Source organism: Fulvimarina uroteuthidis (assembly GCF_034321785.1).
Classification (GTDB): domain Bacteria; phylum Pseudomonadota; class Alphaproteobacteria; order Rhizobiales; family Rhizobiaceae; genus Fulvimarina; species Fulvimarina uroteuthidis.
The window spans coordinates 499,526-524,649 of sequence record NZ_JAXLPB010000001.1 but is presented as its reverse complement, the minus strand read 5'-3'; the positions used below and the strand labels follow the sequence as shown (position 1 = coordinate 524,649).

Annotated in this window: 27 protein-coding genes and 1 other RNA gene; 20 read left to right on the top strand and 8 right to left on the bottom strand. The window is 66.1% G+C overall.

The window, feature by feature from the left end; genetic code table 11:
• Positions 1-110: 110 nt before the first annotated feature.
• Genes U0C82_RS02390 through U0C82_RS02380 form a run of 3 tightly spaced genes read left to right on the top strand, consistent with a single transcriptional unit; the run spans position 111 to position 3,385 of the window.
• Entirely contained in the window at positions 111-2,237 is a 2,127-nt protein-coding gene (locus U0C82_RS02390; protein WP_322185451.1) for an FUSC family protein, read from the top strand.
• Positions 2,234-2,437 (top strand): DUF1656 domain-containing protein, encoded by a 204-nt coding sequence (locus tag U0C82_RS02385; protein WP_322185450.1) that lies wholly within the window; start codon positions 2,234-2,236, stop codon positions 2,435-2,437. The genes U0C82_RS02390 and U0C82_RS02385 overlap by 4 nt, the downstream gene beginning before the upstream one ends.
• An 18-nt stretch (positions 2,438-2,455) precedes the next feature.
• Positions 2,456-3,385: an HlyD family secretion protein gene (locus U0C82_RS02380; protein ID WP_322185449.1), complete on the top strand. Its 930-nt coding sequence runs from the start codon at positions 2,456-2,458 to the stop codon at positions 3,383-3,385.
• A 37-nt stretch (positions 3,386-3,422) separates the two neighbouring features.
• Here U0C82_RS02380 and U0C82_RS02375 read toward each other — a convergent pair whose 3' ends face one another.
• Together U0C82_RS02375 and U0C82_RS02370 are read right to left on the bottom strand one after the other, a co-directional pair.
• Positions 3,423-3,965 carry a sterol desaturase family protein gene (locus U0C82_RS02375; RefSeq protein ID WP_322185448.1) on the bottom strand — a complete coding sequence of 181 codons (543 nt, stop codon included), beginning with the start codon at positions 3,963-3,965 and terminating at the stop codon, positions 3,423-3,425.
• Positions 3,966-4,075: 110 nt separating this feature from the next.
• Positions 4,076-4,645: a DUF2585 family protein gene (locus tag U0C82_RS02370; protein WP_322185447.1), complete on the bottom strand. Its 570-nt coding sequence runs from the start codon at positions 4,643-4,645 to the stop codon at positions 4,076-4,078.
• Between the two features lie 201 nt (positions 4,646-4,846).
• Here U0C82_RS02370 and U0C82_RS02365 point away from each other — a divergent pair, with 201 nt between their 5' ends.
• Positions 4,847-6,187: a glycosyltransferase gene (locus U0C82_RS02365; RefSeq protein ID WP_322185446.1), complete on the top strand. Its 1,341-nt coding sequence runs from the start codon at positions 4,847-4,849 to the stop codon at positions 6,185-6,187.
• A gap of 71 nt (positions 6,188-6,258) precedes the next feature.
• The gene (locus tag U0C82_RS02360) at positions 6,259-6,981 is read left to right on the top strand and encodes a fatty acid desaturase (RefSeq protein ID WP_322185445.1); all 723 of its coding nucleotides are present in this window, start codon (positions 6,259-6,261) and stop codon (positions 6,979-6,981) included.
• Positions 6,982-7,071: 90 nt separating this feature from the next.
• On the opposite strand, the gene hslV is transcribed toward U0C82_RS02360, so the two are convergent.
• Both hslV and U0C82_RS02350 read right to left on the bottom strand, forming a co-directional pair.
• Entirely contained in the window at positions 7,072-7,626 is a 555-nt protein-coding gene (gene hslV, locus U0C82_RS02355) for an ATP-dependent protease subunit HslV (RefSeq protein WP_322185964.1), read from the bottom strand.
• Positions 7,627-7,910: 284 nt separating this feature from the next.
• Positions 7,911-8,159, bottom strand: a complete 249-nt coding sequence (locus tag U0C82_RS02350) for a peptidase (protein WP_322185444.1) — start codon at positions 8,157-8,159, stop codon at positions 7,911-7,913.
• 214 nt (positions 8,160-8,373) lie between these two features.
• Here U0C82_RS02350 and ssrS point away from each other — a divergent pair.
• A non-coding RNA gene (gene ssrS / locus U0C82_RS02345) (6S RNA) lies at positions 8,374-8,531 on the top strand.
• A gap of 160 nt (positions 8,532-8,691) precedes the next feature.
• A complete protein-coding gene (locus U0C82_RS02340) occupies positions 8,692-9,291 on the top strand; it encodes a 5-formyltetrahydrofolate cyclo-ligase (RefSeq protein WP_322185443.1) in 600 nt (199 codons plus the stop codon).
• Positions 9,292-9,304: 13 nt separating this feature from the next.
• Here U0C82_RS02340 and U0C82_RS02335 read toward each other — a convergent pair whose 3' ends face one another.
• The gene (locus tag U0C82_RS02335; protein WP_322185442.1) at positions 9,305-9,802 is read right to left on the bottom strand and encodes a CAP domain-containing protein; all 498 of its coding nucleotides are present in this window, start codon (positions 9,800-9,802) and stop codon (positions 9,305-9,307) included.
• A 139-nt stretch (positions 9,803-9,941) separates the two neighbouring features.
• Between U0C82_RS02335 and U0C82_RS02330 the strand changes: the two genes are divergently transcribed.
• The 3 genes from U0C82_RS02330 (at position 9,942) to U0C82_RS02320 (ending at position 12,937) form a co-directional block, all read left to right on the top strand.
• Complete coding sequence (locus U0C82_RS02330; protein ID WP_322185441.1) at positions 9,942-10,583, top strand: glutathione binding-like protein; 642 nt, start codon at positions 9,942-9,944, stop codon at positions 10,581-10,583.
• Between the two features lie 98 nt (positions 10,584-10,681).
• The gene (locus U0C82_RS02325) at positions 10,682-11,506 is read left to right on the top strand and encodes a TIGR00282 family metallophosphoesterase (protein ID WP_322185440.1); all 825 of its coding nucleotides are present in this window, start codon (positions 10,682-10,684) and stop codon (positions 11,504-11,506) included.
• 762 nt (positions 11,507-12,268) lie between these two features.
• Positions 12,269-12,937, top strand: coding sequence for a Crp/Fnr family transcriptional regulator (locus U0C82_RS02320; RefSeq protein WP_322185439.1), 669 nt, complete (start codon positions 12,269-12,271; stop codon positions 12,935-12,937).
• Positions 12,938-13,146: 209 nt separating this feature from the next.
• Here the strand turns inward: U0C82_RS02320 and tal are convergent, their stop codons facing one another.
• Positions 13,147-14,091 carry a transaldolase gene (gene tal / locus U0C82_RS02315; protein ID WP_322185438.1) on the bottom strand — a complete coding sequence of 315 codons (945 nt, stop codon included), beginning with the start codon at positions 14,089-14,091 and terminating at the stop codon, positions 13,147-13,149.
• A gap of 153 nt (positions 14,092-14,244) precedes the next feature.
• Positions 14,245-14,688 carry a transcriptional regulator gene (locus U0C82_RS02310; RefSeq protein WP_322185437.1) on the bottom strand — a complete coding sequence of 148 codons (444 nt, stop codon included), beginning with the start codon at positions 14,686-14,688 and terminating at the stop codon, positions 14,245-14,247.
• Positions 14,689-14,976: 288 nt separating this feature from the next.
• Between U0C82_RS02310 and soxX the strand changes: the two genes are divergently transcribed.
• The 10 genes from soxX (at position 14,977) to U0C82_RS02260 (ending at position 23,640) form a co-directional block, all read left to right on the top strand.
• Positions 14,977-15,447: a sulfur oxidation c-type cytochrome SoxX gene (gene soxX, locus U0C82_RS02305; protein ID WP_322185436.1), complete on the top strand. Its 471-nt coding sequence runs from the start codon at positions 14,977-14,979 to the stop codon at positions 15,445-15,447.
• A gap of 4 nt (positions 15,448-15,451) precedes the next feature.
• On the top strand, positions 15,452-15,910 hold the full coding sequence (gene soxY / locus U0C82_RS02300) for a thiosulfate oxidation carrier protein SoxY (RefSeq protein WP_322185435.1): 459 nt from the start codon (positions 15,452-15,454) through the stop codon (positions 15,908-15,910).
• A 100-nt stretch (positions 15,911-16,010) separates the two neighbouring features.
• Positions 16,011-16,337 (top strand): thiosulfate oxidation carrier complex protein SoxZ, encoded by a 327-nt coding sequence (gene soxZ / locus U0C82_RS02295; RefSeq protein WP_322185434.1) that lies wholly within the window; start codon positions 16,011-16,013, stop codon positions 16,335-16,337.
• 90 nt (positions 16,338-16,427) lie between these two features.
• A complete protein-coding gene (soxA, locus tag U0C82_RS02290) occupies positions 16,428-17,294 on the top strand; it encodes a sulfur oxidation c-type cytochrome SoxA (RefSeq protein WP_416186604.1) in 867 nt (288 codons plus the stop codon).
• Between the two features lie 205 nt (positions 17,295-17,499).
• Complete coding sequence (gene soxB, locus U0C82_RS02285) at positions 17,500-19,194, top strand: thiosulfohydrolase SoxB (protein WP_322185433.1); 1,695 nt, start codon at positions 17,500-17,502, stop codon at positions 19,192-19,194.
• Between the two features lie 130 nt (positions 19,195-19,324).
• Complete coding sequence (locus U0C82_RS02280; protein WP_322185432.1) at positions 19,325-19,834, top strand: DsrE family protein; 510 nt, start codon at positions 19,325-19,327, stop codon at positions 19,832-19,834.
• 129 nt (positions 19,835-19,963) lie between these two features.
• Positions 19,964-21,073, top strand: coding sequence for a YeeE/YedE family protein (locus U0C82_RS02275; RefSeq protein ID WP_322185431.1), 1,110 nt, complete (start codon positions 19,964-19,966; stop codon positions 21,071-21,073).
• A 130-nt stretch (positions 21,074-21,203) separates the two neighbouring features.
• Positions 21,204-22,529, top strand: a complete 1,326-nt coding sequence (locus tag U0C82_RS02270; RefSeq protein WP_322185430.1) for an RsmB/NOP family class I SAM-dependent RNA methyltransferase — start codon at positions 21,204-21,206, stop codon at positions 22,527-22,529.
• Positions 22,526-22,984: a TspO/MBR family protein gene (locus U0C82_RS02265; RefSeq protein ID WP_322185429.1), complete on the top strand. Its 459-nt coding sequence runs from the start codon at positions 22,526-22,528 to the stop codon at positions 22,982-22,984. Before U0C82_RS02270 ends, U0C82_RS02265 begins: the two co-directional genes overlap by 4 nt.
• The gene (locus tag U0C82_RS02260; protein WP_322185428.1) at positions 22,984-23,640 is read left to right on the top strand and encodes a 5'-methylthioadenosine/S-adenosylhomocysteine nucleosidase; all 657 of its coding nucleotides are present in this window, start codon (positions 22,984-22,986) and stop codon (positions 23,638-23,640) included. Before U0C82_RS02265 ends, U0C82_RS02260 begins: the two co-directional genes overlap by 1 nt.
• Before the next feature lie 45 nt (positions 23,641-23,685).
• On the opposite strand, the gene U0C82_RS02255 is transcribed toward U0C82_RS02260, so the two are convergent.
• Entirely contained in the window at positions 23,686-25,038 is a 1,353-nt protein-coding gene (locus tag U0C82_RS02255) for an esterase-like activity of phytase family protein (RefSeq protein ID WP_322185962.1), read from the bottom strand.
• Positions 25,039-25,124: the final 86 nt, after the last annotated feature.

Sequence of the window (25,124 nt, the reverse complement as noted above, 5' to 3'; positions counted from 1 at the left end):
CTGGCAAATCGTTCCGGCCCGGTTACACGTTGAAAGCACGCGCCGCAGACATGCGGTTCGCCCCGCACCGGACATCTTCGAATGCATCCTCGTGAGGATCGAGACCCCTGATGCGTGAGGCCTCCATCCTTTCGGGGCATGCGAGCTGGGAGGCGCGGCTCACGCACGTCCTTGGCGCGGCGGGCCTCGACGGCGAGCAGGCGCTCTACGCGTTCAAGGTGACGACCGCGGCCGGCCTCACCATGTTCCTCGCCTTCCTCATCGATCTTCCCTACACCTACTGGGCGCTTCTCACCCTGCCGCTCGTCGTCACGCCGCAATCGGGCATGACGGTGTGGCGCAGCGCCGCGCGCGTCGGCGGCACGCTGGTGGGCGCGGTCGCCGGGCTCGCCTTCGTCGGCATGTTCGCCCAGAACGGTCTCGTCATGATCGCTTGCCTGGCGCTCTGGATCTTCGGCTGCGGCTACAATGCCCGCTCCCAGCTCGGCTTCGACGGCTATGCCTACGGAACCGCCGGCCTGACGGCGCTCGTGGTGTGCATCGATACCGGCGCGAACGCGGATATGGCGTTCAGCTTCGCCTATTGGCGCACCACCGAGACGATCATCGCGGTGATCGCGAGCTTCGTGGTGCTGCTGACCCTCTTTCCGCGATCGGTGCGCGACGACCTCGTCGCAAGCTTCGACGATGCGACGACCAGGGTGTTCGATCTCGTGCGCGACGCGGCCGCGTTGAATGAGGAGCAGGGCGCCAAGGCGCGGCTCGGCGCCGCGACGAGCCTCACCGGCCTCTACACGCTGCTGCGGGCCCAGAAGCTCGAACGCAACCATGTCGGACCGGATTTCGCCCGCCTGCGGTCGGCGACGGTGCGGCTCAACCGTGTCTTCATCGATTCGGGCGGGCTGTCGGCGACGGTCTCGCGGGCCGCTCACCACGCGATCCTCATCGGCGATCTGGAGGCGAAGCGGCGCCGGCTCGAAGGGCTGGTCGCCGATCTGCCGAAACCGAGCGATGACATCGCGGCGAGCCTTGCGCGCATTGCGGACCTTCGCGGCTTTGCCGACGAGTTGGAGCGCGGCCAAGCAATGGCGAAGGCCGCGCTCGGGTCGGGCGAGCCGGAGCGGATCGAGGGCCTGCTGACCTATCGGATGCGCGAGACGGCCGCCGCGCTCGCCGACTATCTCGATGCGGCCGTCATCGTCGCCGATCCGAAGCGGGCGCCTTTGCCGGACCGCGCGTTCGACAGTCGCTATGCCGACCGCAGCGCGGCGATCCAGCGGGGCTTTCGCCCGGCCGTGGCGTTCTTCGCCGTGTCCATGTTCTGGATTTTCTCCGGTTCGGGCAACGGCGCGATCCTTGCCCTGATCACCGGCGCGCTCTCGCTTCTGATCCCGACGATCCTGCCGCGCGCGATCCTTGCCACGGCCGGCATCAAGATCTTTCTCGGTTTCATGGCGGGCGGGGCGCTGGCGTTCATGCTCCTGTTGCTCCTGCCGCACATGAACGGCTTCACCGGGTTCCTCGCTTTGTTCCTGCCGACGATCTTCGTCACCTTCTACGTCTGCAAGGGGCCGAACCGCGCCATCGCGCTCGGGGCGACGATCATGATCGCGATCGCGCTCCAGCCGGCGAACGACCAGACCTATGACGCGGTCCGCCTGTTCAACATCGTCGTCACCCTGTCGATCATGCCGGCGGCGTTCGTGTCCGCCATGCTCATCGTCCTGCCCGAGGACAAGCCCTGGCTGCGCCGCCATCTGGCACGGGCGGGCACTTCGCTGATGCGTGCGGCCGCCGATGGCGACGTGAAGAACGAGGACAGCTTCATCGCCAAGGCCATCGACGTCGTTGCCGATTATGGCGGCGATCTCGACATGGACGACGAAGCGGACGCGCAGCTCGTCAACCGGGTCAAGGCGGTCGCCCATGCGGGCCACGAGATGATCGCGATCGACCGCCTGTCGCGCACCGGACACCTGCCGGAGGCGCTGGCGGGCGACATCGCGACGGTGCGCGCGGCGGTGGTGTCGGCGGTGAAGAAGCGCGGCGTCGCCGATCCCGCGCGCGAGGTCGAAGCGCTCGACGAGGCTCGCGGGCGGGCGGCGGCGGCGCTGGCGCTCTTCGAGGGGCCGAGCGTGATGCGGACGGCGATGCTGCGCTACGCGCTCGCGCTCGCGCTCTTGCGAACGGTGATCGTCCAGGGCCGTATCGCCCTTCCTGCGGAGAGGAGCCGATGAGGCACGAACTGTCCCTGCTCGGTGTCTACGCGCCGTCCCTCGTCCTGTGCGCCCTCCTGGCGGCGGCCCTCTGGTTCCTGGCCGACTGGCTGATGCTGAAAGGCGCGCTCTGGCGCTTCTTCTGGCACCCGCCGCTCGCCCGGCTGGCCCTCTACTTCGTTCTCTTCGGCGCCGTTTCGGCGCTCTATCCCGATTTCTGACCGGGGACCGGTATCCACATGATCATCCTTCGCCTTCTCCTGACCGCCGCGATCGTCGTCGGCGCCGTGTTCGGCATCACCTATGTCTGGACGACCTATTTCGAGGATCCGTGGACGCGCGACGCCTATGTGCGCGCCGACGTCATCGAGATCGCGAGCTACGTTCCGGGAGTGCTGACGCAGTTGAACGTCGTCAACAATCAGCGCGTGAAGAAGGGTGATCTGCTCGTCCAGGTGGATCGCAAGGGCTACGAGACGGCGGTGGAGCGGGCAAGGGCCCAGGTCGCGAAAGCGGACGCCGAATACGAGCTCCAGCGACAACAGGCTGCCCGCCTCACCGAACTCGAAACACGCGATCAGGCGGCGGTGGCCAACGTCAACGTCGCCAACGCCCGGCTTCGGACGTCGGCGGCGCAGGCCGCCCTCGAGGCCGCGCGGCAGCAATTGCGGGCCGCCGAACTCGATGTCGCGCGCACGACGATCCGCGCCCCGGCCGACGGCTATGTCGCCAATCTCACCGCCGACACCGGCGACTTCGTGTCGGCGGGAAACCCGTTCCTGGCGGTCATCGACGAGACCTCGTTCCGGGTCGACGCCTATTTCATGGAGACCAAGCTGCCGCAGATCCGCGAAGGTGCGAACGCGCGCATCCGCCTGATGGCGAGCGATCATGTGCTGAAGGGACGGGTGCAGGGGATCGCGCGCGGCATCTACCGGGCCGAGGCCAATTCGTCGGCGCTTCTCGAGGCGCCCGAGCCCTCGTTCCAGTGGATCAGGCTCGCCCAGCGCATTCCCGTCCAGATCGACATTCTGGAGCGTCCGAACGACGTTCCGCTGATCGCCGGCCAGACGGTGTCCGTCATCATCGGGACGGAGACGGACGAGGACAGGGGCGTCACAGGCTGGATCGGAGAACGGGTGGCGGCGCTTCTGGCCGCTCTCCACTGAAGGCGGAACGGGTGGCCCGGAGCGCGCGGGCCGAAGCTCAGTTGCGCACCGGCGCGTGGGACGAGCCCTGTTCGGTGATCGAGCGCTCGATCCGCTCGCGCTCCAGAACGCCCGATTCGCGCAGCTTGCGCTTCAGGACGTCGATCGGCGGCGCGTAGAGAAAGCCGAACGACACGCAGTGCTCGCGGCCCTCGACCGCATGGTGGAGGCGGTGGGCCTGGACGAGACGCTTGGCATAGCCGCGATGCGGCACGTAGTTGAACGGCCAGCGCTGGTGGACGAGCCCGTCATGGGCGACGAAGTACAACAGGCCGTAGAGCGTGATGCCCCAGCCGATCGCAAGCAGGGTCGGCGACAGATAGTGGCCGACCGTGAACAGGGCGATCGCGAAGCCGGCGAAGACCACCGCGTAGAGATCGTTCTTCTCGAACCAGCCTTCGGTCTCCTCGTGATGGGACTTGTGCCAGCCCCAGCCGAAATTCCCGTGCATGATGAACTTGTGAGCCCACCAGGCATAAACCTCCATGAGGCCCACGGTGACGAGGGTGATGGCGACGTAATAGAGGGTGCTGATCGTCATGGCTGCGCGGCTTCGGTCATCATTGGTCCAGTTGCCTTCCGACTATAACGTTTCCGCGCGGGCAAGACAGGGGTTTTGCAATCGGGAGCGCGCAAAAGCCGCGCCGTTGATCAGGGATAAAGACCCAGCAACTTCAGCGTTCCGATGAGAAGCCCGTCGTCGATCAGCACGCCGACCGCGATTTCGAGCCCGAGCCCGGCGGCGAGGGCGACGACAACGGGAACGCGCGCGGCGAACAGGAAGCCGAGCATCACGAACGCGGTGTCGCCGAGCGCATTGGCGATGCTGTCGCCCTGGTAGGCGCCTTCCTTGCTCGCATCGTTGAAGAGGTCGATGACGAAGGGCGTGTTCTCGACCAGTTCCCACACCGTGCTTCCGGCGACGGCGACGACCAGCTTGGGCGCCAGCGGCCAGCCGGGCTTCAGCCCGTCGACGAGAAAGAACAGCCCGATGCCGAACAAGGCGTGGGAGAGCGAATAGGGATCGGTCAGATGGAGCGAGTTGTCGCCCGCGCCGAGCGCCGTGCTCCAGAGCTGGAACGGATGGTCGGGCGTCAGGAGCGGACGGCCGGTCAAGGCGAGATAGGAGGCAAGGGCGGCGTTGAGGAGAAGGATGCAGGCGATCGCCGCCGGCACGCGGTAGCGTGCGCTGACGATCTCGGGTTTACTGTGGTCAATCATCGAGGGTCGTCGCCGGCGGTGGATTATGGTCGTTGAGGAAAGCGAGAAAGAGGACATTTAGGGCAGGAACGGAAGGCATCGGGGCGGGGCGGTTCGGCTTGCCCTGTCCGCCGACGATCGGATTTGACTAAGATAAGGCGCGCATTGCCGATCGTCCCGTTTGCTGGCGATTCGCTCCGCTCCCCGAAGGATTTGTTCAATTTGGCGCGCATTGCCCTCGTCTGCCCGGCCTATTACAGTCATCTGCGAGCGTTCGAGGCGCTGGGTCAGCGGCTTTCGGCCTTGGGCCACATGCCGGTCTACGTCTTGCCCGAGGGCGCCGAGACGATGCTGGAACACGCATCGCCGGCCACCATCCTCCTGCCGCACGAGCCCGTCTCGCGGGTTCGCGCCCTGATCGGCCGGGCTTCGGGCATCACGGGCGTGTCGGGAATCCTGAAGGCTGTCGGCGAGCAGGCGGCCAACACCGATCGTTTCTGCCGTCTTGCACCCGGTCTCTTCCGACAGGAGGGCATCGAGGCGATCGTCGCCGACGAACTCGAGCCGGGTGCCGGCCTCGTCGCCTCCTGCCTGGGACTTGCCCATGTCTCCCTCGCATGCGCGCTGCCGATCGAACGCGACCCGGCGATGCCGCTGCCGTTTCTCGACTGGCCGTACGATGCGAGCGAGGCGGGGCTTTCGCGCAATCGCGGCGGCGAACTGGTCGGGGGCCTGTTCATGGCGCGCCAGCGCGCCGTCATCAGGCGCTGGTCGCAACGCTTCGGTCTTGGCATCCGCGCCGACGATGTCGCCTGCCTGTCTCCCGCCTTGCGCCTGTCGCAGACGGTTCCGGGATTCGATTTTCCCCGGCCCTCGGATGCGAGGCTGACGCCGGTCGGACCGGTGCGGGCGCCGGCCACGGCGCGCACCGGCGCCGATCTGCCGTTCGCGATCGCGCCCGACAGGCCCTTCGTCTTCGCCTCGCTCGGCACGGTGCAGGGCCATCGGTTCGATCTCTTCCAGACGATCGCCGCCGCCTGCGCCCGGTTCGACGTCCAGCTGATGATCGCCCATTGCGGGGGGCTGAGCCGGGCGCAGTCCGAACGGCTGGATGCGGACTGGGTGGTGGATTTCGTGGACCAGCAGGCGATCCTGCAGCGGGCCGATCTTTGCGTGACCCATGCTGGCCTCAACACGGTGCTCGACTGCCTCGCATCGTCGACCCCCATGCTGGCGCTGCCGATCAGCTTCGACCAGCCCGGCATCGGCGCCCGCATCGCCCATCACCGGATCGGCCGAACGATCGCGGGCCGCCGCGTGCGCCCCGGCAATTTTTCCGAGGCGCTGACCGATCTCCTGGCGCACCGCGCCGACTATGCCCGCCGGATCGCGCCCATCCGTGCCGAGATCGAGAGTGCGGGTGGGACGGAGCGGGCCGCCGACCTCATCGACGATCTGATCGCGCGCACTGTCGGGCGGCCGATCGAAAGACGTTTTGACGCGGCAAAAACGGCGGCGAACGATTCCGATCATCGTCCCCGTGAACTATCTGCCATGTCATGAGCACGATCTCGACACCCTCGCAGCATGACCCCCGAGCGCCCGACGCCCCGCGCGGACCGGTCCGCCCCAAGGTGCGGCCGTTTCAGGCGGCGATCGGGCTGACCTTGTGTGTCGCGGTGATCGCGGCCTGGTTCGCCATCCATATCGGCGCGGTGTTCTTCTTCGAGGTGACCTGGGGGACGCTGATTTTCGTTCCGCTGATCACTGCGTTCCAGTGCTGGCTGACGGTGGGACTGTTCATCGTGGCGCACGACGCGATGCACGGCTCTCTCGCCCCCGGGCACGCGAAACTGAACGCCGCCATCGGCGCGTTCATCCTGTTCGTCTATGCCGGGTTCGCCTGGCGCAAGGTGCGCGACGCGCACTTCGCCCATCACGACGCGCCGGGCACCGAGAGCGATCCCGATTTCTTCGTCGGCGATCCGGAGAATTTCTGGCCCTGGTTCAGGACCTTCTTCTCGCGCTATTTCGGCGTTCGCTCGGTTCTCTTCGTTTCGACGGTCGTTTCGGCCTATCTTCTGGTCTTCGGCGTCCGGGTGGAGAACGTCGTCCTGTTCTACGGCATGCCGTCGCTGCTTTCGTCGCTGCAGCTCTTCTATTTCGGCACCTATCGGCCGCATCGGCACGAGGCGGCGGGCGGTTTCGTCGACGAGCACAACACGCGGTCGACGCAGTTCGGCTACATCGCCTCGCTCTTCACCTGCTTCCACTTCGGCTATCACCATGAACATCACACATCGCCGTGGACGCCCTGGTGGGCGCTCCCTTATGTGAGAGCGCCCGAAACCGCCTGACTGGGCGCGGCCGGGCAAGGCCGCAAGGTTTCGCCGTCCGACCGCTGAGGCCGGCGCCGTCCGATCGCTTGATGCGACCGGACGCAGGCCTCATTCGTCGATGGTTTCCACGATGACGTTGGCATTGGTGTAGATGCAGATGTCGGAGGCGATCTTCATCGCGCGGCGGGCGATCTCCTCGGCCGGAAAATCGGTCTCGGCGAGCGCCTTGGCGGCCGCGAGCGCGAAATTGCCGCCCGAGCCGATCGCCATCACGCCTTCCTCGGGCTCCAGAACGTCGCCATTGCCGGTCAGCGTCAGCGTCACGGACTTGTCGGCGACGATCATCATGGCTTCGAGGCGGCGCAGATAGCGGTCCGTGCGCCAGTCCTTGGCAAGCTCCACGCAGGCGCGCATCAGCTGGTCGGGATATTGCTCGAGCTTGGCCTCGAGCCGTTCCAGGAGGGTGAAGGCATCGGCGGTCGCTCCGGCAAACCCGGCGATCACCTGGCCGCTCTTGCCGATCCGGCGCACCTTGCGCGCATTGCCCTTGATCATCGTATTGCCGAGGGAAACCTGGCCGTCTCCCGCGATCACCACCTTGCCGCCCTTGCGGACGGTGACGATGGTGGTTCCGTACATCTGATCGGGCTTGTGGCTGTCCATCATGTCTGTCGTTTTCCGTGTTTCGTAGTGTGCGAGGCGTGAGACCGCTTCGTTCGTCATGTCCGCCCATGTGGGGAGGCAACGCCCGGATAGGAAGTTGGGCCCGCCCCGGAGCGGGCATCGCGATGGCGCAGCCGGTGAAAACCCGCGGCTTGGTCCGGGCGCCAAAGGCCGGCCGGCCCCCATACCATCGGTTCGGCGGCACGGGCGAGGCGGTGATGGGCGCTGTTGCCGTGGCCGCCGCGATGCGAGACGGCGTTGGACGAGATGGCTTCGGCGCGGATCTAGACCATCGTCAGAACGGCGCGGCCGATCCCGTAGACGTAGAGGGCGGAAAACAAGATGTTGAGATATTTCAGTTGCGGTTCGGTATGGAGCCAGCCGCAATAGGCCCAGATCAGGCAGAAGGGCAGGTTGAGGATCATGGCGGCCAGCGGCCAGCCCTGAACCAGACATATCGTACTGAGGATTCCGAGAAGGACGGCGAACCATTTCATCGTCTGCTCGTACGCCGCGAGCCGCAGGAGGGTCATGCTTTGTGCTTTCCCGATCCCAGCGCCGTTGACCCGGCGTTCTGGTCCGCGCTCCCTACCGCGTCGCACGAACGGGTTCAAGATTGGCGATCGCCGGCGGCGGGGCGACCGCCACAGGCGGCGATGCCCCGGTTCGCTTCGGGAATGCGAGGGCGGAGAATATCGGTGTCGTTAGCCCTTTCGCTGAGGGCGTCCATAGCCTATATCTGTTGCAGGCGGGCTGCCCGGTTCGACAGGCGTAACTATTCCCCGGGGCCTTAGTCATTCCTTTGGGAGCTGTCCCTGCCTTGGCTCGTGGGCCAGGGCATATGGCGCCCACCTACTTTGTAGGTTCCCGGGATCGACTTCGACCATCGGCCGGTTGGCTCGCCGCCTTTCTCCCCCATTCACACGATCTTCCGACGGCCCCTGCGAAACGGGTCGCGGGATGCTGCGCTTGGCGATACGCCCGACGTCATGCGTGCGGGCGTTTAAGCCAGGTGTCCGGCGCCCTAGATGATGCCAGCGGGCAGACTGTCGAAGGGACCGGGGGATGACGGATTTCAAAGAGGACAAGAAGGCGTTGCGCCTTCGGGCGCTCGCGCTTCGCGATAAGATGGACGAGGCGGATCGCATCGAGGCGTCCCTTCGCCTTGCCGAGCACGGCGATGACTATCTTCGCGACCTCGAACCTGGAACGATCGTCTCCGGTTTCCTGCCGATCCGCTCCGAGGTCGATCTGCGTCCCCTCATGATGCGTCTGGCCGATCGCGGCGCGCGGCTCTGCGTGCCGGCGATCCTTGCCGGCAATCTGGAGTTTCGCGAGTTGAAGCGCGGCGCCGAACTCGTGTCGCAGGGCTTCGGAACGGTCGCGCCCGGGGCGGATGCGGCCGTCCTCGATCCCTCGCTGATGCTGGTGCCCCTATCGGCCTTCGACAGGCGCGGCGGGCGCATCGGCTATGGCGGCGGCTTCTACGACAGGGCGATCCAGCGCATCACGGAAAAAGGCATCGCGCCGCGCCTCGTCGGCACCGCGTTCGCCTGCCAGGAGATCGCGGCCGCACCGATGGCCGAGCACGATCGCCATCTCCATGCGATCCTCACCGAGGCCGGCGTGATCGAGACCGGACGCACTGCCGCGCCGGTCGCATGATCGCTTCGCGGCTCTATCGGTCGACCAGCATCCGCTTGTTTTCGGTGCCGAAGATCATCGCCCAGTAGGGAATGCCGTTCGGGCCGGCGGCCATGGCAAAGCCCATTTCGGTGACGCGCGGATTGAGGATGTTCTTGCGGTGTCCGGCCGAATTCTTCCACCCGGTCATGGCGCGCGCCGTGTCGGGATATCCGTAGGCGATGTTTTCCGCGATCGAGCCCCAGCTGTAACCGTATTGGGACACCCGGCTCGACAATTTGCCTTCGACCGAATGGCTCATGCGATCTTCCGCCGCCATGGCCCTGGCCTGCCGGGTGGAGGCCTGGTCGAGCTTTGCCGAATAGCGCAAGGGTCCAAGCCCGTTCTGTGCGCGGAACTGGTTGACGCTCGCCAGGGCATAGCCGCGATCGACCTGCATCGCCTGCGTGCCGGATACGTCCACCGATCCCGGCGAACCCGCGCACCCGGCGAGCCCAAGCCCGAGCACGCCCATGATGGCGATACAAAACATCCGTGTTTTCTGGAGCATTCCCGTCGGCCTCGTCGCGCATTGGGGGATCGGCAAAAGGTCGCCCTGTTTCTTCCCGCCGCTTCTGTCCTATTATCGTGACCTATTGGACATCGGCACGCGGCAATTTAAGGGCAGGCTCATGATCGAACTTTATACGTGGACGACGCCGAACGGCGAGAAGCCGATCATCATGCTGGAAGAGTGCGGCATGGCCTACGACCTGCATATGGTGGACATCGGCGCCGGCGAGCAGCATTCCGATCGGTTCAAGGGTCTCAATCTCAACGAGAAGATTCCCGTTCTCGTCGACCGGTCGCGCGGCGGGCATTCCGAAACGATCTTCGAGTCGGGTGCGATCATGATCTATCTGGCCGAGCTGAAGGGCCAGTTCCTGCCGCGTTCGTCGCCGGCCCGCAGCAAGTGCCTGTCATGGACCTTCTTCCAGGTCGCCAATACCGGGCCGATGATCGGCCAATATCACCACTTCAACGATGCCGCGGACGAGACGATCGACTATGCGATCAAGCGCTATCGCACCGAGTCGGTGCGCGTCCTCGGCGTCCTCGACAAGCACCTGCGGACGAACCATTGGCTTGCGGGCGACTATTCGATCGCCGACATGATCAATTACAGCTGGGCGCGCGCCGGCCTGCGGGAACTCTCCGGCCACGGCGCCGAAGGCTACGATGCGCTGGCGGGATGGGTCGAGCGGATCGGCCAGCGCCCGGCGGTCCGCTCCGCCCTCGAAAAGCTGCAGGATGCCAAAGCCCGCCACGGCTGACGCCATCAGGCACCATGACATGACAAGGGCTGCGCCGCGCTGCCGGCAAGGCACGCCGACACGCGCCGCCCGCCTGTTCCTCGCGACGGATCTTCTCGATGCGCTTTCTCTTTCTCGGCGACATGGTCGGCCGGTCCGGTCGGACCGCCGTCACCGATCGCCTGCCCGGACTGATTTCCGATTTCCGGCTCGATTTCGTCGTCGTGAACGGCGAGAACGCCGCAGGCGGGTTCGGCATTACGCGGCAGATCTTCATCGACACGATCGATGCCGGCGCCAATGTGGTGACGACCGGCAACCATGTGTGGGATCAGCGCGAGGCCCTGCAGTTCGCACCCCAGGAGCCGCAGTTCCTGAGACCCCTCAACTATCCCAAGGGCGCGCCGGGCAACGGGTCGGGCCTGTTCGAGGCGCGCAACGGGGCGCGCGTCCTCGTCGCCAACATCATGGGCCGGGTCTTCATGTCGCCCGAGCTCGACGATCCCTTCGCCTGTGCGGGCGACCTCATCGCATCCTGCCCGTTGGGGGAACAGTCCGATGCGATCATTCTGGATTTCCACGCCGAGGCAACGAGCGAGAAACAGTCCATGGGCCATTTTCTGGACGGGCAGGCGAGCGTCGTCGTTGGAACCCATACGCATGTTCCGACCGCCGACCATCAGATTCTCGCCCACGGCACGGCCTTCCAGTCCGATGCGGGTATGTGCGGCGATTACGATTCCTCCCTCGGGATGGAAAAGGAAGAACCGCTCAACCGCTTCGTCAGCAAGATCCCGAAGGGGCGTTTCGAGGCCGCACAGGGACCTGCGACCGTCTGCGGGCTCGCCGTCGAGATCTCGGACCGCACGGGCCTTGCCGAACGGGTCGAACCGCTGCGCGTTGGCGGCCGTTTGAGCGAGACGATACCGAGCTTCTGGTCCTGAAACACCGGCCCGAACATCGGAAGCGATTGTCGGAAAGCCCTCTGCGCGAGACCGAAAAAACCGCTGCAGCATCCTGCGTCTGAACAGACGCACGATCCTCCAGGTCCGGCGCGCGCTGCCGGCAGGGCGTCGCGGCGCTTGTCCCGATCGCCCGACCGGGCATGATTCGCGCGGTCCGTCCGATCGGTTCCCCATCGCATTCCGCCCAGAAGGGAATCGGGAAGCGTCAAGATCACCCGTGAGCTTGTTCGCACGATCGCGCTATCGAACCGGATTCGTGCACCTTTCGATTTAACGGATTCTATCTCGACGTGCGGATGGCGATCCGCGAGTGTCCGAACGCCTTCGCTGAAAGACGTTTATGCTCGAAAATGGGGTCATTCTGCTCGCCGAGAACAGAAAAAATTCGAGACATAGTCTCCAGGCATCGTAATTTATTAATCGATCATTATGTCTTGAAGGCAGGGTTTGCTTTTCGTTCACCGTAAATGGTCACCGGCATGTGACGTCGTTTCCGGTTTTCCCACCGCGCTCCAATCGAGACCTTTGGTGTGGAATCGAACACTTGCTTTTTTTTTCTTGAACCACTGCCTAAGACCAACCAGACATGACCGGGGAATGCATCGGGCGACAGCGGACATCAGCGCCGCGTGCCTTCCGCCTCGCAACACATTGGCGACGAGGGAGGCAATGTTGAAACTTTCGCTAGAAAATTGTCGAAACCTATTAATTAGCCAGCTAAAAGAACCGGATTTCGAGGTCTTGCGGCCCCATCTCGAACGGATCGACCGCGCGCGTGGAGACACGGTGATCTCGGCCTCCACGCACATCGAACATGTCTGGTTTCCCGAAAGCGGCATCTGCTCGCTCGTTTTGACGTCCAACGACGGCAGAAGCGCGGAAATCGGCATTGTCGGGCGGGAAGGCGTCGTCGGCGGGGCGGCGGCCTTCGGCGTCGACACGCTTCCCCATTCCAGCCTCATGCAGGTGCCGGGAACCTGCCTGACGATCAGTGCGGAGATTCTCCGCGACATCTGTGACCGGCGTCCCGAGGTCAACCGGCTGATCTCGCGGTTCCAGCACGTGCTGGCGACGCAGGCGATCCAGACCGCGCTCGCGAACGCCAATTACACGGTGGAAGAGCGCCTCGCGCGGTGGCTGCTGATGTGCCATGACCGGATCGACGGGAACGAGATCGAACTCACCCATGATTTCCTGGGCACCATGCTTTCGGTCAGGCGCTCCACCGTGACGCTCGCGACACATCATCTGGAGGGCGCCGGGCTGATCCGCGCCCAGCGCGGCCGGATTACCATCGTCCAGCGCGAGAAATTGCAACGGTTGACCGGCGGGGCGTACGGCATGCCGGAGGTCGAGTACGAACGCATCATCGGGCCGTTCCGGCAATCGGGCCAGGCCGCGCGGTGCTGAGCGCGCCTTGCCGTTTCCACACGACGAAGTCGACGGAGGCAAGCCTGGCCGGTGAGCGGGCCGGCGGCCGCAGCGCTTTCGCCGCTCCCGGCGCCCGATCCGGCCGATGGTGTCCGGTACCGACCTCCAGGGCGCTTCGTGCTCACGCGTGATCGACGTCCGGTCTTGCCTTGCGCGGCGCGACCGGACGGTCATGTGCGCGGCGCGCGTCAGGCCGCAAGCTTGTCGGCCAGGAGCGCCAGAAGCTTCTTGTGATCCGCGTCGAAATTGCGGATGCCATCGGCAAGCTTTTCCGTCGCCATCGGGTCGGCGTTGAGACCCCAGCGGAAACTTGCTTCGTCCATCGGCAGTCTGTCCATGGGGCGGGCCGTGTCCGGCGAGAGCCGGCGCGTCAGTTCGCTCTCGTCGCCGGCCAGCTCGTGCAGGAGCGCCGGCGAGATCGTCAGCCGGTCGCAACCTGCCAGCGCCGTGATCTGTCCGGTGTTGCGGAACGAGGCGCCCATCACGATCGTCTGCACGCCGTTCGACTTGTAATAGTCGTAGATCCGCTTGACCGAGAGGACGCCCGGATCCTCCTCCGCCGAGAATGTCCTGCCTTCCGCCTTTGCGTAATAGTCGGTGATCCGACCGACGAAGGGCGAGATCAGGAAGACGCCGGCCTCGGCGCAGGCGACCGCCTGTTCCAGGCAGAACAGGAGGGTGAGATTGCACTGGATGCCTTCGGCCTCGAGGATTTCGGCAGCACGGATGCCTTCCCAGGTGGAGGCGAGCTTGATCAGGATCCGGTCGCGCGGAACGCCCTTTTCCGCGTAGGCCCTGACGATGTCGCGCGCCTTTTCGAGCGACCGTGCCCGGTCGAAGGACAGGTCGGCGTCGACCTCCGTCGAGACGCGCCCGGGAACGAGCTGGGCGAGTTGGGCTCCCACCCCGATGGTCAGCGCGTCGGCGACCTGAAGCGGTGTCCTGCCATGCGCCTTGCCCGCTTCGATCTCGCGGGCCACCAGCTCTTCGGAGGCCGGCGACTGGATGACCTTGAGGAGAATGCTCGGATTGGTCGTGCAGTCGATCGGCCTCAATGCCTTGATCGCGGCCATGTCGCCGGTATCGGCGACCACGGTCGTCATGTCTCTGAGCTGGTCGAGTGTGCTTGCCATCGGTGCTGGTCCTTCCGCTGCGTGGCTTCGTCTGGGGCGGGCCGGTCTTCGGTCCTTCGTGCGATCGGTATAGCGACCCCGGCCATGTCTGTCTTCCCGCAAGAGCTCGCGGGGCAGGCCGGTGTGTTCCCCGTCGGCGACGGCGCGGTGACGTCAGTCTCGGCGAGGCGCGTCCGGGCCGGGTGCCGCGCCGGCGGCGGGAAGCTTCGCCAGCATCTCGCCGAGCAGCCCCCAGAAGAATTCGTCGCCCGGATAGCCGCGCATCCGGTCGACCTCCGTCCCGCCATCGTCGAGGAGGACGAAGGTCGGGGTCAGCCGTTCCTTGCGCACGTCCTCAAGATCCGCCGGCCAGTCCTGCGTGATGTCGACACGGCGCAGGGGCGCGATCTGGCTTTCGCCGGATCTGGCATAGGCCGGTGCGATCTCTTCGTCGAAGGCCTTGCACCAGACGCAGCCCGGCTGTTCCAGCATGATCAGTTCGGCAGCCCGCGCGTCGTTCGCGAAGGAACAGAGAAAGCCGAACGCTGCCACCCACGCCGAAACGGCGATGCCTCTTGCGCCGTGCGGGATTTTTTTCGTGCGGGATGCTATGGGCATTCTGTTGTCATCCAGACGAACGATCGTGCGTATGGCGTGGATATCGTACGCCGCTCTGCCGGGAGCAAGGCGGTCGGTCTCATCACCATTGCGCGAGACCATCGTGCCAGCGCAACAGGGGGACGGCCGGCCCGTCGAAGCGCCTGCCATGCGGGCGGACGATACGACCGGCGCTTTGCCCGCGCGGAAATAATATGCTGCAATTCCTCGTTCCGCCAGGGCAGGATTGCTTCCAAACGGACCCAAGATCGGTCAAACAAGGCCGACGAACGGAGGAATGTCTTGAACATGAAACGCGTCCACATGCTCGCATCGGGTCTCGGCGTGGCGCTTCTGGCCGCTCCGGCCGGGGCTTTCGCCGCCGATATCGCGCCCGGCGACGTCGCGTTCTCCGACATGTCGGTCGAAACGCCGTTGTCGAGCGAGCCCGGCGATCCGGTCGCGGGCCGCGAAGTCTTCGCCGACCGGGGGCTCGGCAACTGCCTTGCCTGCCACGCCAATTCCGAGATCGCCGACGCCCAGTTCCCCGGCAATGTCGGGCCGTCGATGGACGGTGTCGCCGACCGCTGGAGCGCGGCGCAGCTCCGCGCGATCCTTGCCAACGCCAAGGCCGTGTTCGGTCCGGACACCATCATGCCGGGCTTCTACACGCTCGATGTGGGGGTGGATGTCGCGGAGGAATTCAAGGGCCGGACGATCCTGTCGGCCGGTCAGGTCGAAGACGTCGTCGCCTATCTCACAACGCTCAAGGACGAGTAATCTCATGACGCAACTCAACCGACGCAAGCTCTTCACGCTGGCCGCGGGCGCCGGAACGCTCGGCCTTGCCGGTCTTGTGCCGCGGGCCGCCCTCGCGACGCCGGAAGCGGCCAGGGAAGCGATCGCCGAATTCACCGGCGGCACGAGCCCGCAAACCGGCCGGATCAGCCTGACGGCGCCCGAGATCGCGGAGAACGGCAACACCGTGCCGATCTCGATCTCCGTCGAAAGCCCGATGAGCGAGGACGATTACGTCGAATCCGTCACGGTGATGGCCGAAGGCAATCCGAATCCGGAGGTCGCCACGTTCCATTTCACGCCCATGAGCGGCAAGGCGGAAGCGACCACCCGCATTCGCCTCGCCAAGACCCAGACCGTCGTCGCGGTCGCCAAGATGAGCGATGGCGCGACCTATTCCGATTCGAAGGAAGTGAAGGTCACCATCGGCGGCTGCGGCGGCTGAGGCGCAAGCCTTTTCGCCGGACAACCCCGAACAGCTGGACATTTCTAGCGCTCGCCGGCCCTTCGTGCCGGTTCGCAGCGCCTTCAAGGAGAGACACGACATGGCAACGCCCAAACCCCGCGTGAAAGTGCCCAAGACCGCCGCCGCCGGCGAGGTCATCACGATCAAGACCCTGATCAGCCACGACATGGAATCGGGCCAGCGCAAGGACAAGGAAGGCAATTTGATCCCGCGCGAGATCATCAACACCTTCACCTGCTCGTTCAACGGCACCAAGGTCTTCGAGTGCGATCTCGACCCGGCGGTCGCGGCCAATCCCTATTTCGAATTTTCGGCCAAGGTCCCCGAGAGCGGCACGTTCACCTTCACCTGGAAGGACGACAATGGCGCGACCTACACCGACGAGAAAACGATCGAGGTCGCCTGAGGCTTGCGGCAGAGGCCGGTGCGGGTAAGGGTGTCTTCAGGGCTCCGCACCGCCGCCGGACATTCATGGAACATTGGGAGGAGCCCCCGCGTGAAGACATCAGCATTCCTGCTCTCGGCCGCGATCGTGCTCGCCGGCGCGACGCTCGGCACCCGGGCCTTCGCCGATCCGGTGGACGAGACGCTCGAGATCGACGGCGTTGCGATCACCACGGTCGCGCCCGCGCCGAGCCAGCCCGAGGGCCATCCCTTCGAGGAGGTGAAGTCCGGCTGGCTCTACCGCGAGCCCGACACCAGGGCGATGGAGGCCGACAGCTTCGAAAATCCCGGCATGCTGAACGTCGAGCGCGGCGAGGAGATCTGGAACACGGTCGAGGGCGAGGCCGGCAAGTCGTGTGCGTCCTGCCACGAGGATGCAAGCGAGACCATGCAGGGCGTCGGCGCGACCTTCCCGAAGTGGAGCGAGGCGACCGGCAAGCCGATCAATGTCGAGCTGCAGATCAACCGGTGCCGCGCCGAGAACATGCAGGCCGAGCCCTACGCGTTCGACGCGCAGGACCAGAAGGATCTCACGGCCTACGTGAAGCACCAGTCGCTGGGCGTGCCCGTGACGATCGACCTTGCGGCCGGCGAGATGATGAGCTGGTGGAACCGGGGCAAGGACCGCTACTATCTGCGCACGGGGCAGTTGAACCTGTCCTGCGCCACCTGCCACGAGGGCTATAACGGCCGCTACATCCGCGCCGATCATCTGTCGCAGGGCAACACCAACGGTTTTCCGACCTACCGGTTGAAGCAGGGCAACCTCGTCTCGTTGCACAACCGCTTCCGCGGCTGCATCCGCGACACACGGGCCGAATTTCCGGACGCGTTCTCCGACGAGCTGATGGCGCTCGAGGTCTACACCGCCTGGCGCGGCGAGAATCTGTCGGTCGAGACGCCGGCGGTCCGCCAGTAGGTTTCACGGCCGGCGTCCGGCATTCCGGGGCGTCGTTTCGGGGGCAGGACAATCTCACCCCGCCGTCATCCTCGGGACGGGGCCCGAGGATGACGGCGTTTGGGGTTGGGGATCGGGGGGCAGTCGCCGGAGGGCGGCTTTGAGCATCCGATGCGGTTCCCGCGCACACGCCGACCACCATACGCAATCACACACGAGCTCACCCATGGTCTCACGCCGCGAATTTCTCACCGCCACCGTGGCGCTATCGGGCCTGACCGGGGCGGCCCTCACCGGGCGCTGGTCGAGGGCGGCCGCGCAGCAGCGCGTCGGCGAGGACGACCTGCTGGGAGCCGCCGATTTCGGCAATCTGACGCTCCTTCACGTCACCGATATCCATGCGCAGCTGAAGCCCGTCTATTTCCGCGAGCCGGCGGTCAATATCGGCGTCGGCGCGGTGGCGGGCCTGCCGCCGCACGTGAGCGGTGCGGATTTTCTGAAGCTTTACGAAATCGAACCGGGAAGTCGGGACGCCTACGCGCTGACCTCCGACGACTATTCGGCGCTTGCCCGGCAATACGGCAAGATGGGCGGGCTCGATCGCATCGCCACCATCGTGCGGCGGGCACGGGCCGAGCGCGGCGAAGACAATGTCCTGCTTTTCGACGGCGGCGACACCTGGCAGGGCAGCTACACCGCCAATGCCACCGCCGGCCAGGACATGATCCGCACCATGGCGCTGCTGAAGCCCGATGCGATGACCGGCCATTGGGAGTTCACCTACGGCACGGAACGGGTGAACGAGGCGATCGAAGGGCTCGGCTTTCCCTTCCTCGGCTCCAACATCTTCGACAAGGAATGGAACGAGTCGGCCTTCGAGGCATGGCGGATGCTGGAGCGCGGCGGCGCAAGGGTCGCCGTCATCGGCCAGGCCTTCCCCTATACGCCGATCGCCAACCCGTCCTGGCTGATCCCGACATGGTCCTTCGGCATTCGCGACGAAGAGATCGCCCGCCACGTCGGCGAGGCGCGAGCGGCCGGCGCCGACCTCGTGGTGCTCCTGTCCCACAACGGGTTCGACGTCGACCGGCGTCTTGCCGCGAAGGTCGAGGGCATCGACATCATCCTCACCGGCCACACCCACGATGCGCTGCCGGAACCTGTTTTGGTGGGCCAGACCCTTTTGATCGCGTCGGGTTCGAACGGCAAGTTCGTCAGCCGGCTCGATCTCGACGTGTCCGGCGGCGCTCTCAAGGATTTCCGCTATACGCTGATCCCGGTGTTTTCCGATATCATCGCACCGGACGCGGCGATGTCGACCGAGATCGATGCGGTGCGCGCGCCCTACGAAACCGAGCTTTCCCGCGTTCTGGGACAGACCGAAGGGCTTCTCTACCGGCGCGGCAATTTCAACGGCACCTGGGACGATCTCATCCTCGATGCGCTTCTCGAAGAGCGCGATGCCGAGATCGCCCTCTCGCCGGGCTTTCGCTGGGGCACGTCGCTTCCGGCAGGCGAGGACATCACGGTGGAGCAGCTGCACAATGCCGTCGCCATGACATACCCCGCGGCCTACCGCTCCACCATGACCGGCGAGACGATCCGGGCGATCCTCGAAGACGTCGCCGACAATCTCTTCAACCCCGATCCCTACTACCAGCAGGGCGGCGACATGGTGCGCGTCGGCGGCATGGGCTACGCCATCGATCCGGCGAAGCCGATCGGCTCGCGCATCTCGAAGATGACGGTTCTTGCAACCGGAGAGGCGGTCGATCCGGCACGCGACTATGTCGTGGCCGGCTGGGCTTCGGTGAACGAGGGCACCGAAGGACCGCCGATCTGGGAGGTGTGCGAGAGCTATCTCGCCGCCCATCCGGTCGTGACGCCGACGAGGAACCGCAGCGTCGAGATCGCCTCATGACCGGTCCGTCCGCATCCGCTCCCATGGCTGCGGGAGGGGATGCCACCTGTGCCTCGCACCGTCCGAGGAAATGCTTGCCAGACACGGCGTCAGACGCCAGTCTGAGCTTCTGTCCGGGAGACGTCACATCATGACCGCAACGCCATTCGCATCCGCCCTTAGCCACCTCGTGCTGAGCATCGGCCTGCTCGGACCCGGCATGACCCTCGTCGGGCTTGCCTCGGGTCCGGCGCTCGCGCAGGAGGGCGAAAGCGAGGACGATGGCGGGTTCGTGACCCACAAGCTCGCGCTACAGGTCTCCGACGACGACGAGGCGGCAATGCGCTCGGCGCTCGAGATCGCGGCGAACGTGTCCCGATTCTATACGGCGAAGGCCGAGGAGGTGGAGATCACCATCGTCGTCTACGGCCCCGGTCTCGCCATGTTGCGCCCGGACAGGACGCCGGTGATGGAGCGGTTGACCGCGTTCGATCAATCCATGCCCAATGTGAGCTTCGCCGCCTGCGGCAACACGATGGACACGATCGAGCGCAGCGAGGGCAAGCGGCCCGAGATCGTGCCCTTCGCCAGCGTCGTCGAGGCGGGCGTTGCAGAACTCATCCGTCTCGACGAGGACGGCTATACGATCGTCAAGCCGTAGATCGGCGTCTTCACCCTTGAACAACGGCTTTCCGTTCTGAAGAACCGGTCGCGTCGGGAATGGATCGGCAGAACCGCATGGTTCTGCCCTGTGGTGGCGCGACACCAAACGATGGATGCGACTGACGCAATGGATTTCGTTCCCCTTATCGATGCGATCGGCGAAGCCGCGACAGCCGTTCTCGGCGGCGCCGTCGTCGGCGCGCTGTTCGGCTTCGCGGCCCAGCGCAGCGCCTTCTGCACCCGGGCCGCCGTCCTCGACGTCACCCGCCGACGCGACCTGCGATCGCTCGCGACATGGACGACAGGGTTCGCGGTTGCGGTGCTCGGCGTCCAGTGTCTCCTGTCCTACGGCCTGATCGATGCCCGCGAGACGCGGTTCTTCTCCACCGCCCAATCCCTGTCGGGCGCGCTCGTCGGCGGTCTCGCCTTCGGCATCGGCATGGTGCTGTCGCGCGGCTGCGTCTCGCGTATGCTGGTTCTTTCGGCATCGGGAAACCTGCGCGCGGTCTACACCGCGCTTGTCGTCGCGCTGGCCGGCTATGCGACCTATGCCGGGGTTCTCGTGCCGTTCCGGGATGCGATCGGCGGGCTCTGGTCGACCGCCGCGATCGGCGGCAACGATCTTCTCGCACAGTTCGGTCTTGCCCAGGAAACCGGTCTTGCGATCGGTGGCGTTCTCGTGCTTCTCGCCGTGATCGGCATCGCGAAGACGCGGATTTCGCTCTGGCGCGTGCTTGGCGGCGCGGGCGTCGGCCTCAGCATCGTTCTCGGCTGGTATTTCACCTATACGCTGTCGCTTCAGCTGTTCGATCCGATCCAGGCCGAAAGCCTCTCCTTCATCCGCCCGCTCGCAACGACCGGAGCGCTCGCGACGGGACGCGAAAGCATTCCCGGCCTCGACCAGGGCGTCCTGATCGGCGCGCTCGCCGCCGCTTTCCTCGCATCCGTCCTGTTCGGCGGTTTCCGGATCCAGACCTTTTCGGAGCCGGGCACCCCTTCGATCGTGCGCTACACCGCCGGCGGCGTCCTGATGGGCTTCGGCGGCATTCTCGCGGTCGGCTGCACGATCGGGGCGGGCTTTACCGGCGGCTCGGTGCTGGCCATCTCCTCGCTCCTCGGCCTCGCCGCGATGATCGCCGGCGGCGCGATCGCCGATCGCTTCGTCGACCGGGACCTCGCGACGGACGCCGACCGAGCCCGGACGAGACCTGCGGTCGGGGCGTCGGCACTGCGCTGACGGACGGGGCGGAACGAAAACCGACGCGCCTGCGCGCTTGACGCCGGGTCCAAGACGCGGCAGGCCGTTCGATACGTGCGGCCCGAAGCGCCGCGACGAAGACCGATCGATCCTTGAAAAGAGCTTTCCCATGCGCCTTGGCGGCCGGCTGTCCGCAGCCATCGAAATCCTGACCGACATCGAGACGCGCCATCGGCCCGTCGCGCAGGCCCTGAAGGACTGGGGCATCTCCCATCGCTTCGCAGGGTCCAAGGACCGGTCGGCCATCGGCAATCTTGTCTACGACGCGCTTCGCCGCAAGCGCTCCTACGGCCACCGGATGGGCAGCGACGCGCCGAACGCGATCGTCGCGGCGGCTGCGATGGAAGGCCTGTCGCTGGATGCCGAGGCGTTGACGAAGGCGATCGACGGCGACAAATTCGCGCCGGACCTGCCCGATCCCGAAACCCTGCGCGCGTTCCCCGAGCATCGCGCGCTCGATGCGCCCGGCGCCGTGCGCGCCGACATTCCCGACTGGCTGGCGGACCGGTTCGAAGTCCTGTTCGGCGAGAGCTGGGTGGAGGAGGCGGCCGCGCTCTCCGACCGGCCGCCGCTCGACCTGCGTGCCAACACGCTGAAAGCCAGCCACGACAAGGTGCTCGAAGCGCTCAGCCCGTTCCATGCCGAGCCGTCCGGTCTGACGCCGACCGGCATCCGCATCGCGCCGATCGAGGGCGATGGCCGCCATCCGAACGTTCAGGTGGAGGCCGGCTTCCTCAAGGGCTGGTTCGAGATCCAAGACGAGGGCTCGCAGCTCGCCGCGCTCCTGTCGGGCGCCGAGCCCGGCATGCAGATCCTCGATTATTGCGCGGGGGCGGGGGGCAAGACCCTGGCGCTGTCGGCCGCGCTCGAAAACACCGGGCAGATCCATGCCTATGACGGCGACCGCCAGCGCCTCGCGCCGATCTACGATCGCCTGGCCCGCGCCGGCTGCCGCAACGTGCAGGTTCACGATCCCCGCGACGAGCTGGCCGAACTCGAGGCCGCGATGGACATCGTCTTCGTCGATGCGCCCTGTTCGGGCACCGGCACCTGGCGCCGCCGCCCGGACGCGAAATGGCGGCTGTCGGAGGCCAATCTCGAAAAGCGCATCGCCGAGCAGGACGCCGTTCTCGACCAGGCCGCCCGGTACGTGAAGCCGGGCGGACGGCTCGTCTACGTCACCTGCTCGGTCCTGCCCGACGAGAATGCCGAGCGCATCGAGGCCTTCCTCGGCGGCGCGGGCGGCTTTGTGCCGCTCGACCTCGGCGGGATCTGGGAGCGTGCCATGGCGACGGGCGCGTCGCCGGAGGCCGGCGCGGAAGGGAACGCCGAGGTGCATCGCCTCGCTTTGTCCGCCGGAACCGCCCTGATGATGACGCCGCTCAAGACCGGAACGGACGGCTTCTTCGTCTGCGTCATGGAGCGGCCTGCATGAGCCTCGGCCGCGTTCTTCCGCTCGTCCTCTTCGTGCTTCTCGCGCTCGGCGGCGGCGGCCTGATCGGCCTCACCGTCGAAACCGGCGGCTGGTACGCCGGCCTCGACAAGCCTTCGTTCAATCCGCCCGACTGGGCGTTCGGCGTGGTCTGGACCATCCTCTACATCTGTATCGGCATTGCCGGCTGGCGGGTCTGGCGCGCCGGCGCCGGGGACCTGCAGACGCTCTGGTGGGCACAGCTCGTCGTGAACTTTTCGTGGCCGCCGGTCTTCTTCGCGGCACAGGCGCTCGCGCTGGCGATCGCTCTGATCCTTGCCCTGGACGTGCTGATCGTCCTGTTCATCGCAAGGGCATGGGCAAGGGAGCGGATCGCGGCCTTGCTCTTCGTGCCCTATGCCTTGTGGACCGGCTATGCGAGCGCCCTGAACATCGCCATCTGGTGGATGAACCGGTGATGGTAGGGGACCAGTTTGAAGTCGCCGGGCTTTCCGGCGTCCCCGTCCTGTTCGTGATGGCGGCGAACGCCGAATATGGCGTGCATCTGAAGGCGCGCATCGCGCCGCTGATGACCGGCGTCGGCCCGATCGAATCGGCGCTCGCGACCGGTATCGCCCTCGAAGGCCTCAAGGCGCGGGGCCGGCTGCCCCGGCTCGTCGTCTCGCTCGGCTCGGCCGGATCGCGGGTCCTGGAACAGGGCGCCGTCTACCAGGCCTCGTCCGTTGCTTGGCGCGACATCGACGCCTCGCCGCTCGGCTTCACCAGGGGCGTGACGCCATTCCTCGACCATCCCGTGCACACCGCGCTGCCGACCCCCATTCCAGGCCTTGCGACGGCGCGGCTTTCGACCGGCGCGAACATCGTCTCGGGCGCCGCCTACGCGGGCATTGATGCCGAGATGGTGGACATGGAGAGCTTTGCCGTGCTGCGCGCCTGCCAGCGCTTCGAGTTGCCGATGATCGGGCTGCGGGGCATTTCCGACGGGGCCGCCGACCTTCACCATTTCGACGATTGGACGCAGCTTCTCCACGTCATCGACGAGAAGCTGGCCGATGCGATCGACAGGTTGGCGGCCGAGATCGAAAGCGGCGCCTTCGATCCCCGCACGGCCTGAAGAAGGCCGACCGCGTTCGGCGGGCCCTGCCGTGACGGTCGGCGGTCATTCGGCGCGGAGCAGTTCGCCCGCTTCGAGAAGGACGAACTCGTTGTCGTCGGCCTTGGTGAGCGACCGGCCTGCGGAGAACGGAAAATTGTTGTCGTTTCCGACGACGATATGGGTCTCGTCGACCCGGTCGACATTCTCGATCGTGACGAAGGGCATGGTGTAGCGCCCGTTCGCGCCGCCCTGCCGGGCCTTCGCGTCCGGATCCTCGATGGCGAGAAGGTCGATATAGCCGAGCTTGGCGACGGGGCCGCCCACGCTCTCGTCGCTCATCGCGATCTTCGCCACGCGCTTGAGCTTTGCCGGTGTCGCAAAGCAGTCGGCGGCCGGTTCCCCGGCGCAGGCCTGGTCCTGCAGGCCCGCCCCGCCGTCCCGTTCGATCACCAGCGCGTGGCTGTCGTCGATCATGTTGAAGTCGCCGATCGCCGTCGCGCCCTCGGCCAGCGGGTAGAGCCAGGAGCGGCCGGTCCATTCGTTCGATGCGACGTCGAACTCGACGATCCGCAGCGCGTCTCGCCCGTCATCCGTCGCCTCCGCCTGTCCGTCCACGAAGACCGGGCCTTCGAGGAGGCCGTAGAGCTTGGCGCCGTCGGGGCTGAGCGCCAGGCCCTCGAACCCGCCCGAGCGCTTCAGGTTGAAGGCCGGCATCGGGCTCGCCGGATCGGCGGGGAGTCGCAGATCGGGATGGTCCGGCGAGGAGACGGCCGTATCGCCGATCATCGTGTCGTGCATGGCCTTGAGGCGGCCCTGCCTGTCGAACTTCAGGAGATAGGGGCCGAACTCCTCGCCCACCCAGAAGCCATCCTCCACCGGCTGGATCGATTCCACGTCGAAGTCGGCGCCCGTCAGGTAGCGCGTCGGCGTGCCTTCCATGGCGATGGGAAACGGTGCGACCGCGTTCGGATCGCTGAGGAAGACGGTCTCGCGGCGATCGAGCGTTCCGGTCTCCCAGTCGAGAGCGACATTGTGGAGCATCAGCATGGCGTCGGCGGAGTTCGCCTTGGCGCCGAAGCCATTGTCGGACATCGTCCAGTAGGTCCCGTCCTGCATCGCCTTGATGCCGGAAAATCCCTGGAGGCTCTGGCCTTCGATCGGCGTGGCGAACCCGGTCGGGCGAAGCCCGTCCATGCCGGGAACCGATCCGGGCTCAAGCGTCCGGCGACGGGTCGCGCCGGTGAATGTCCCCGCGCTCTTCAGCGCGTCGGGCGCGTCGTCCGGAGCGGGCACGATCGAATCGGCGGCAAGCACCACCTGGCCCGCGAGCGTTGCGGGAAATTCGCGCCCGTCGCCCGATTGCGCGGCGGCCGGCAGGACGGACAGGCAGAGGGTGACGAGCAAACCGGCGCTCAGCGGACGGGTCATGGATCGGGTCCTTCGTTCTTCACGGATAGGACCGACCATGCCACCCGCCCGGTGACATGCGGATGACGCGCGGA

Bases quoted from the DNA above. Each gene is read 5' to 3' on its own strand.
- hslV (WP_322185964.1), bottom strand. From the start codon at position 7,626: ATGGACAGCCACAAGCCCGATCAGATGTACGGAACCACCATCGTCACC.
- soxX (WP_322185436.1), top strand. From the start codon at position 14,977: ATGAAACGCGTCCACATGCTCGCATCGGGTCTCGGCGTGGCGCTTCTG.
- U0C82_RS02370 (WP_322185447.1), bottom strand. From the start codon at position 4,645: ATGATTGACCACAGTAAACCCGAGATCGTCAGCGCACGCTACCGCGTG.
- U0C82_RS02380 (WP_322185449.1), top strand. From the start codon at position 2,456: ATGATCATCCTTCGCCTTCTCCTGACCGCCGCGATCGTCGTCGGCGCC.
- U0C82_RS02385 (WP_322185450.1), top strand. From the start codon at position 2,234: ATGAGGCACGAACTGTCCCTGCTCGGTGTCTACGCGCCGTCCCTCGTC.
- soxZ (WP_322185434.1), top strand. From the start codon at position 16,011: ATGGCAACGCCCAAACCCCGCGTGAAAGTGCCCAAGACCGCCGCCGCC.
- U0C82_RS02375 (WP_322185448.1), bottom strand. From the start codon at position 3,965: ATGACGATCAGCACCCTCTATTACGTCGCCATCACCCTCGTCACCGTG.
- U0C82_RS02310 (WP_322185437.1), bottom strand. From the start codon at position 14,688: ATGCCCATAGCATCCCGCACGAAAAAAATCCCGCACGGCGCAAGAGGC.
- U0C82_RS02325 (WP_322185440.1), top strand. From the start codon at position 10,682: ATGCGCTTTCTCTTTCTCGGCGACATGGTCGGCCGGTCCGGTCGGACC.
- U0C82_RS02280 (WP_322185432.1), top strand. From the start codon at position 19,325: ATGACCGCAACGCCATTCGCATCCGCCCTTAGCCACCTCGTGCTGAGC.
- U0C82_RS02340 (WP_322185443.1), top strand. From the start codon at position 8,692: ATGACGGATTTCAAAGAGGACAAGAAGGCGTTGCGCCTTCGGGCGCTC.
- U0C82_RS02275 (WP_322185431.1), top strand. From the start codon at position 19,964: ATGGATTTCGTTCCCCTTATCGATGCGATCGGCGAAGCCGCGACAGCC.
- U0C82_RS02265 (WP_322185429.1), top strand. From the start codon at position 22,526: ATGAGCCTCGGCCGCGTTCTTCCGCTCGTCCTCTTCGTGCTTCTCGCG.
- tal (WP_322185438.1), bottom strand. From the start codon at position 14,091: ATGGCAAGCACACTCGACCAGCTCAGAGACATGACGACCGTGGTCGCC.
- soxY (WP_322185435.1), top strand. From the start codon at position 15,452: ATGACGCAACTCAACCGACGCAAGCTCTTCACGCTGGCCGCGGGCGCC.
- U0C82_RS02330 (WP_322185441.1), top strand. From the start codon at position 9,942: ATGATCGAACTTTATACGTGGACGACGCCGAACGGCGAGAAGCCGATC.
- U0C82_RS02260 (WP_322185428.1), top strand. From the start codon at position 22,984: ATGGTAGGGGACCAGTTTGAAGTCGCCGGGCTTTCCGGCGTCCCCGTC.
- U0C82_RS02350 (WP_322185444.1), bottom strand. From the start codon at position 8,159: ATGACCCTCCTGCGGCTCGCGGCGTACGAGCAGACGATGAAATGGTTC.
- U0C82_RS02390 (WP_322185451.1), top strand. From the start codon at position 111: ATGCGTGAGGCCTCCATCCTTTCGGGGCATGCGAGCTGGGAGGCGCGG.
- U0C82_RS02270 (WP_322185430.1), top strand. From the start codon at position 21,204: ATGCGCCTTGGCGGCCGGCTGTCCGCAGCCATCGAAATCCTGACCGAC.
- soxB (WP_322185433.1), top strand. From the start codon at position 17,500: ATGGTCTCACGCCGCGAATTTCTCACCGCCACCGTGGCGCTATCGGGC.
- U0C82_RS02335 (WP_322185442.1), bottom strand. From the start codon at position 9,802: ATGTTTTGTATCGCCATCATGGGCGTGCTCGGGCTTGGGCTCGCCGGG.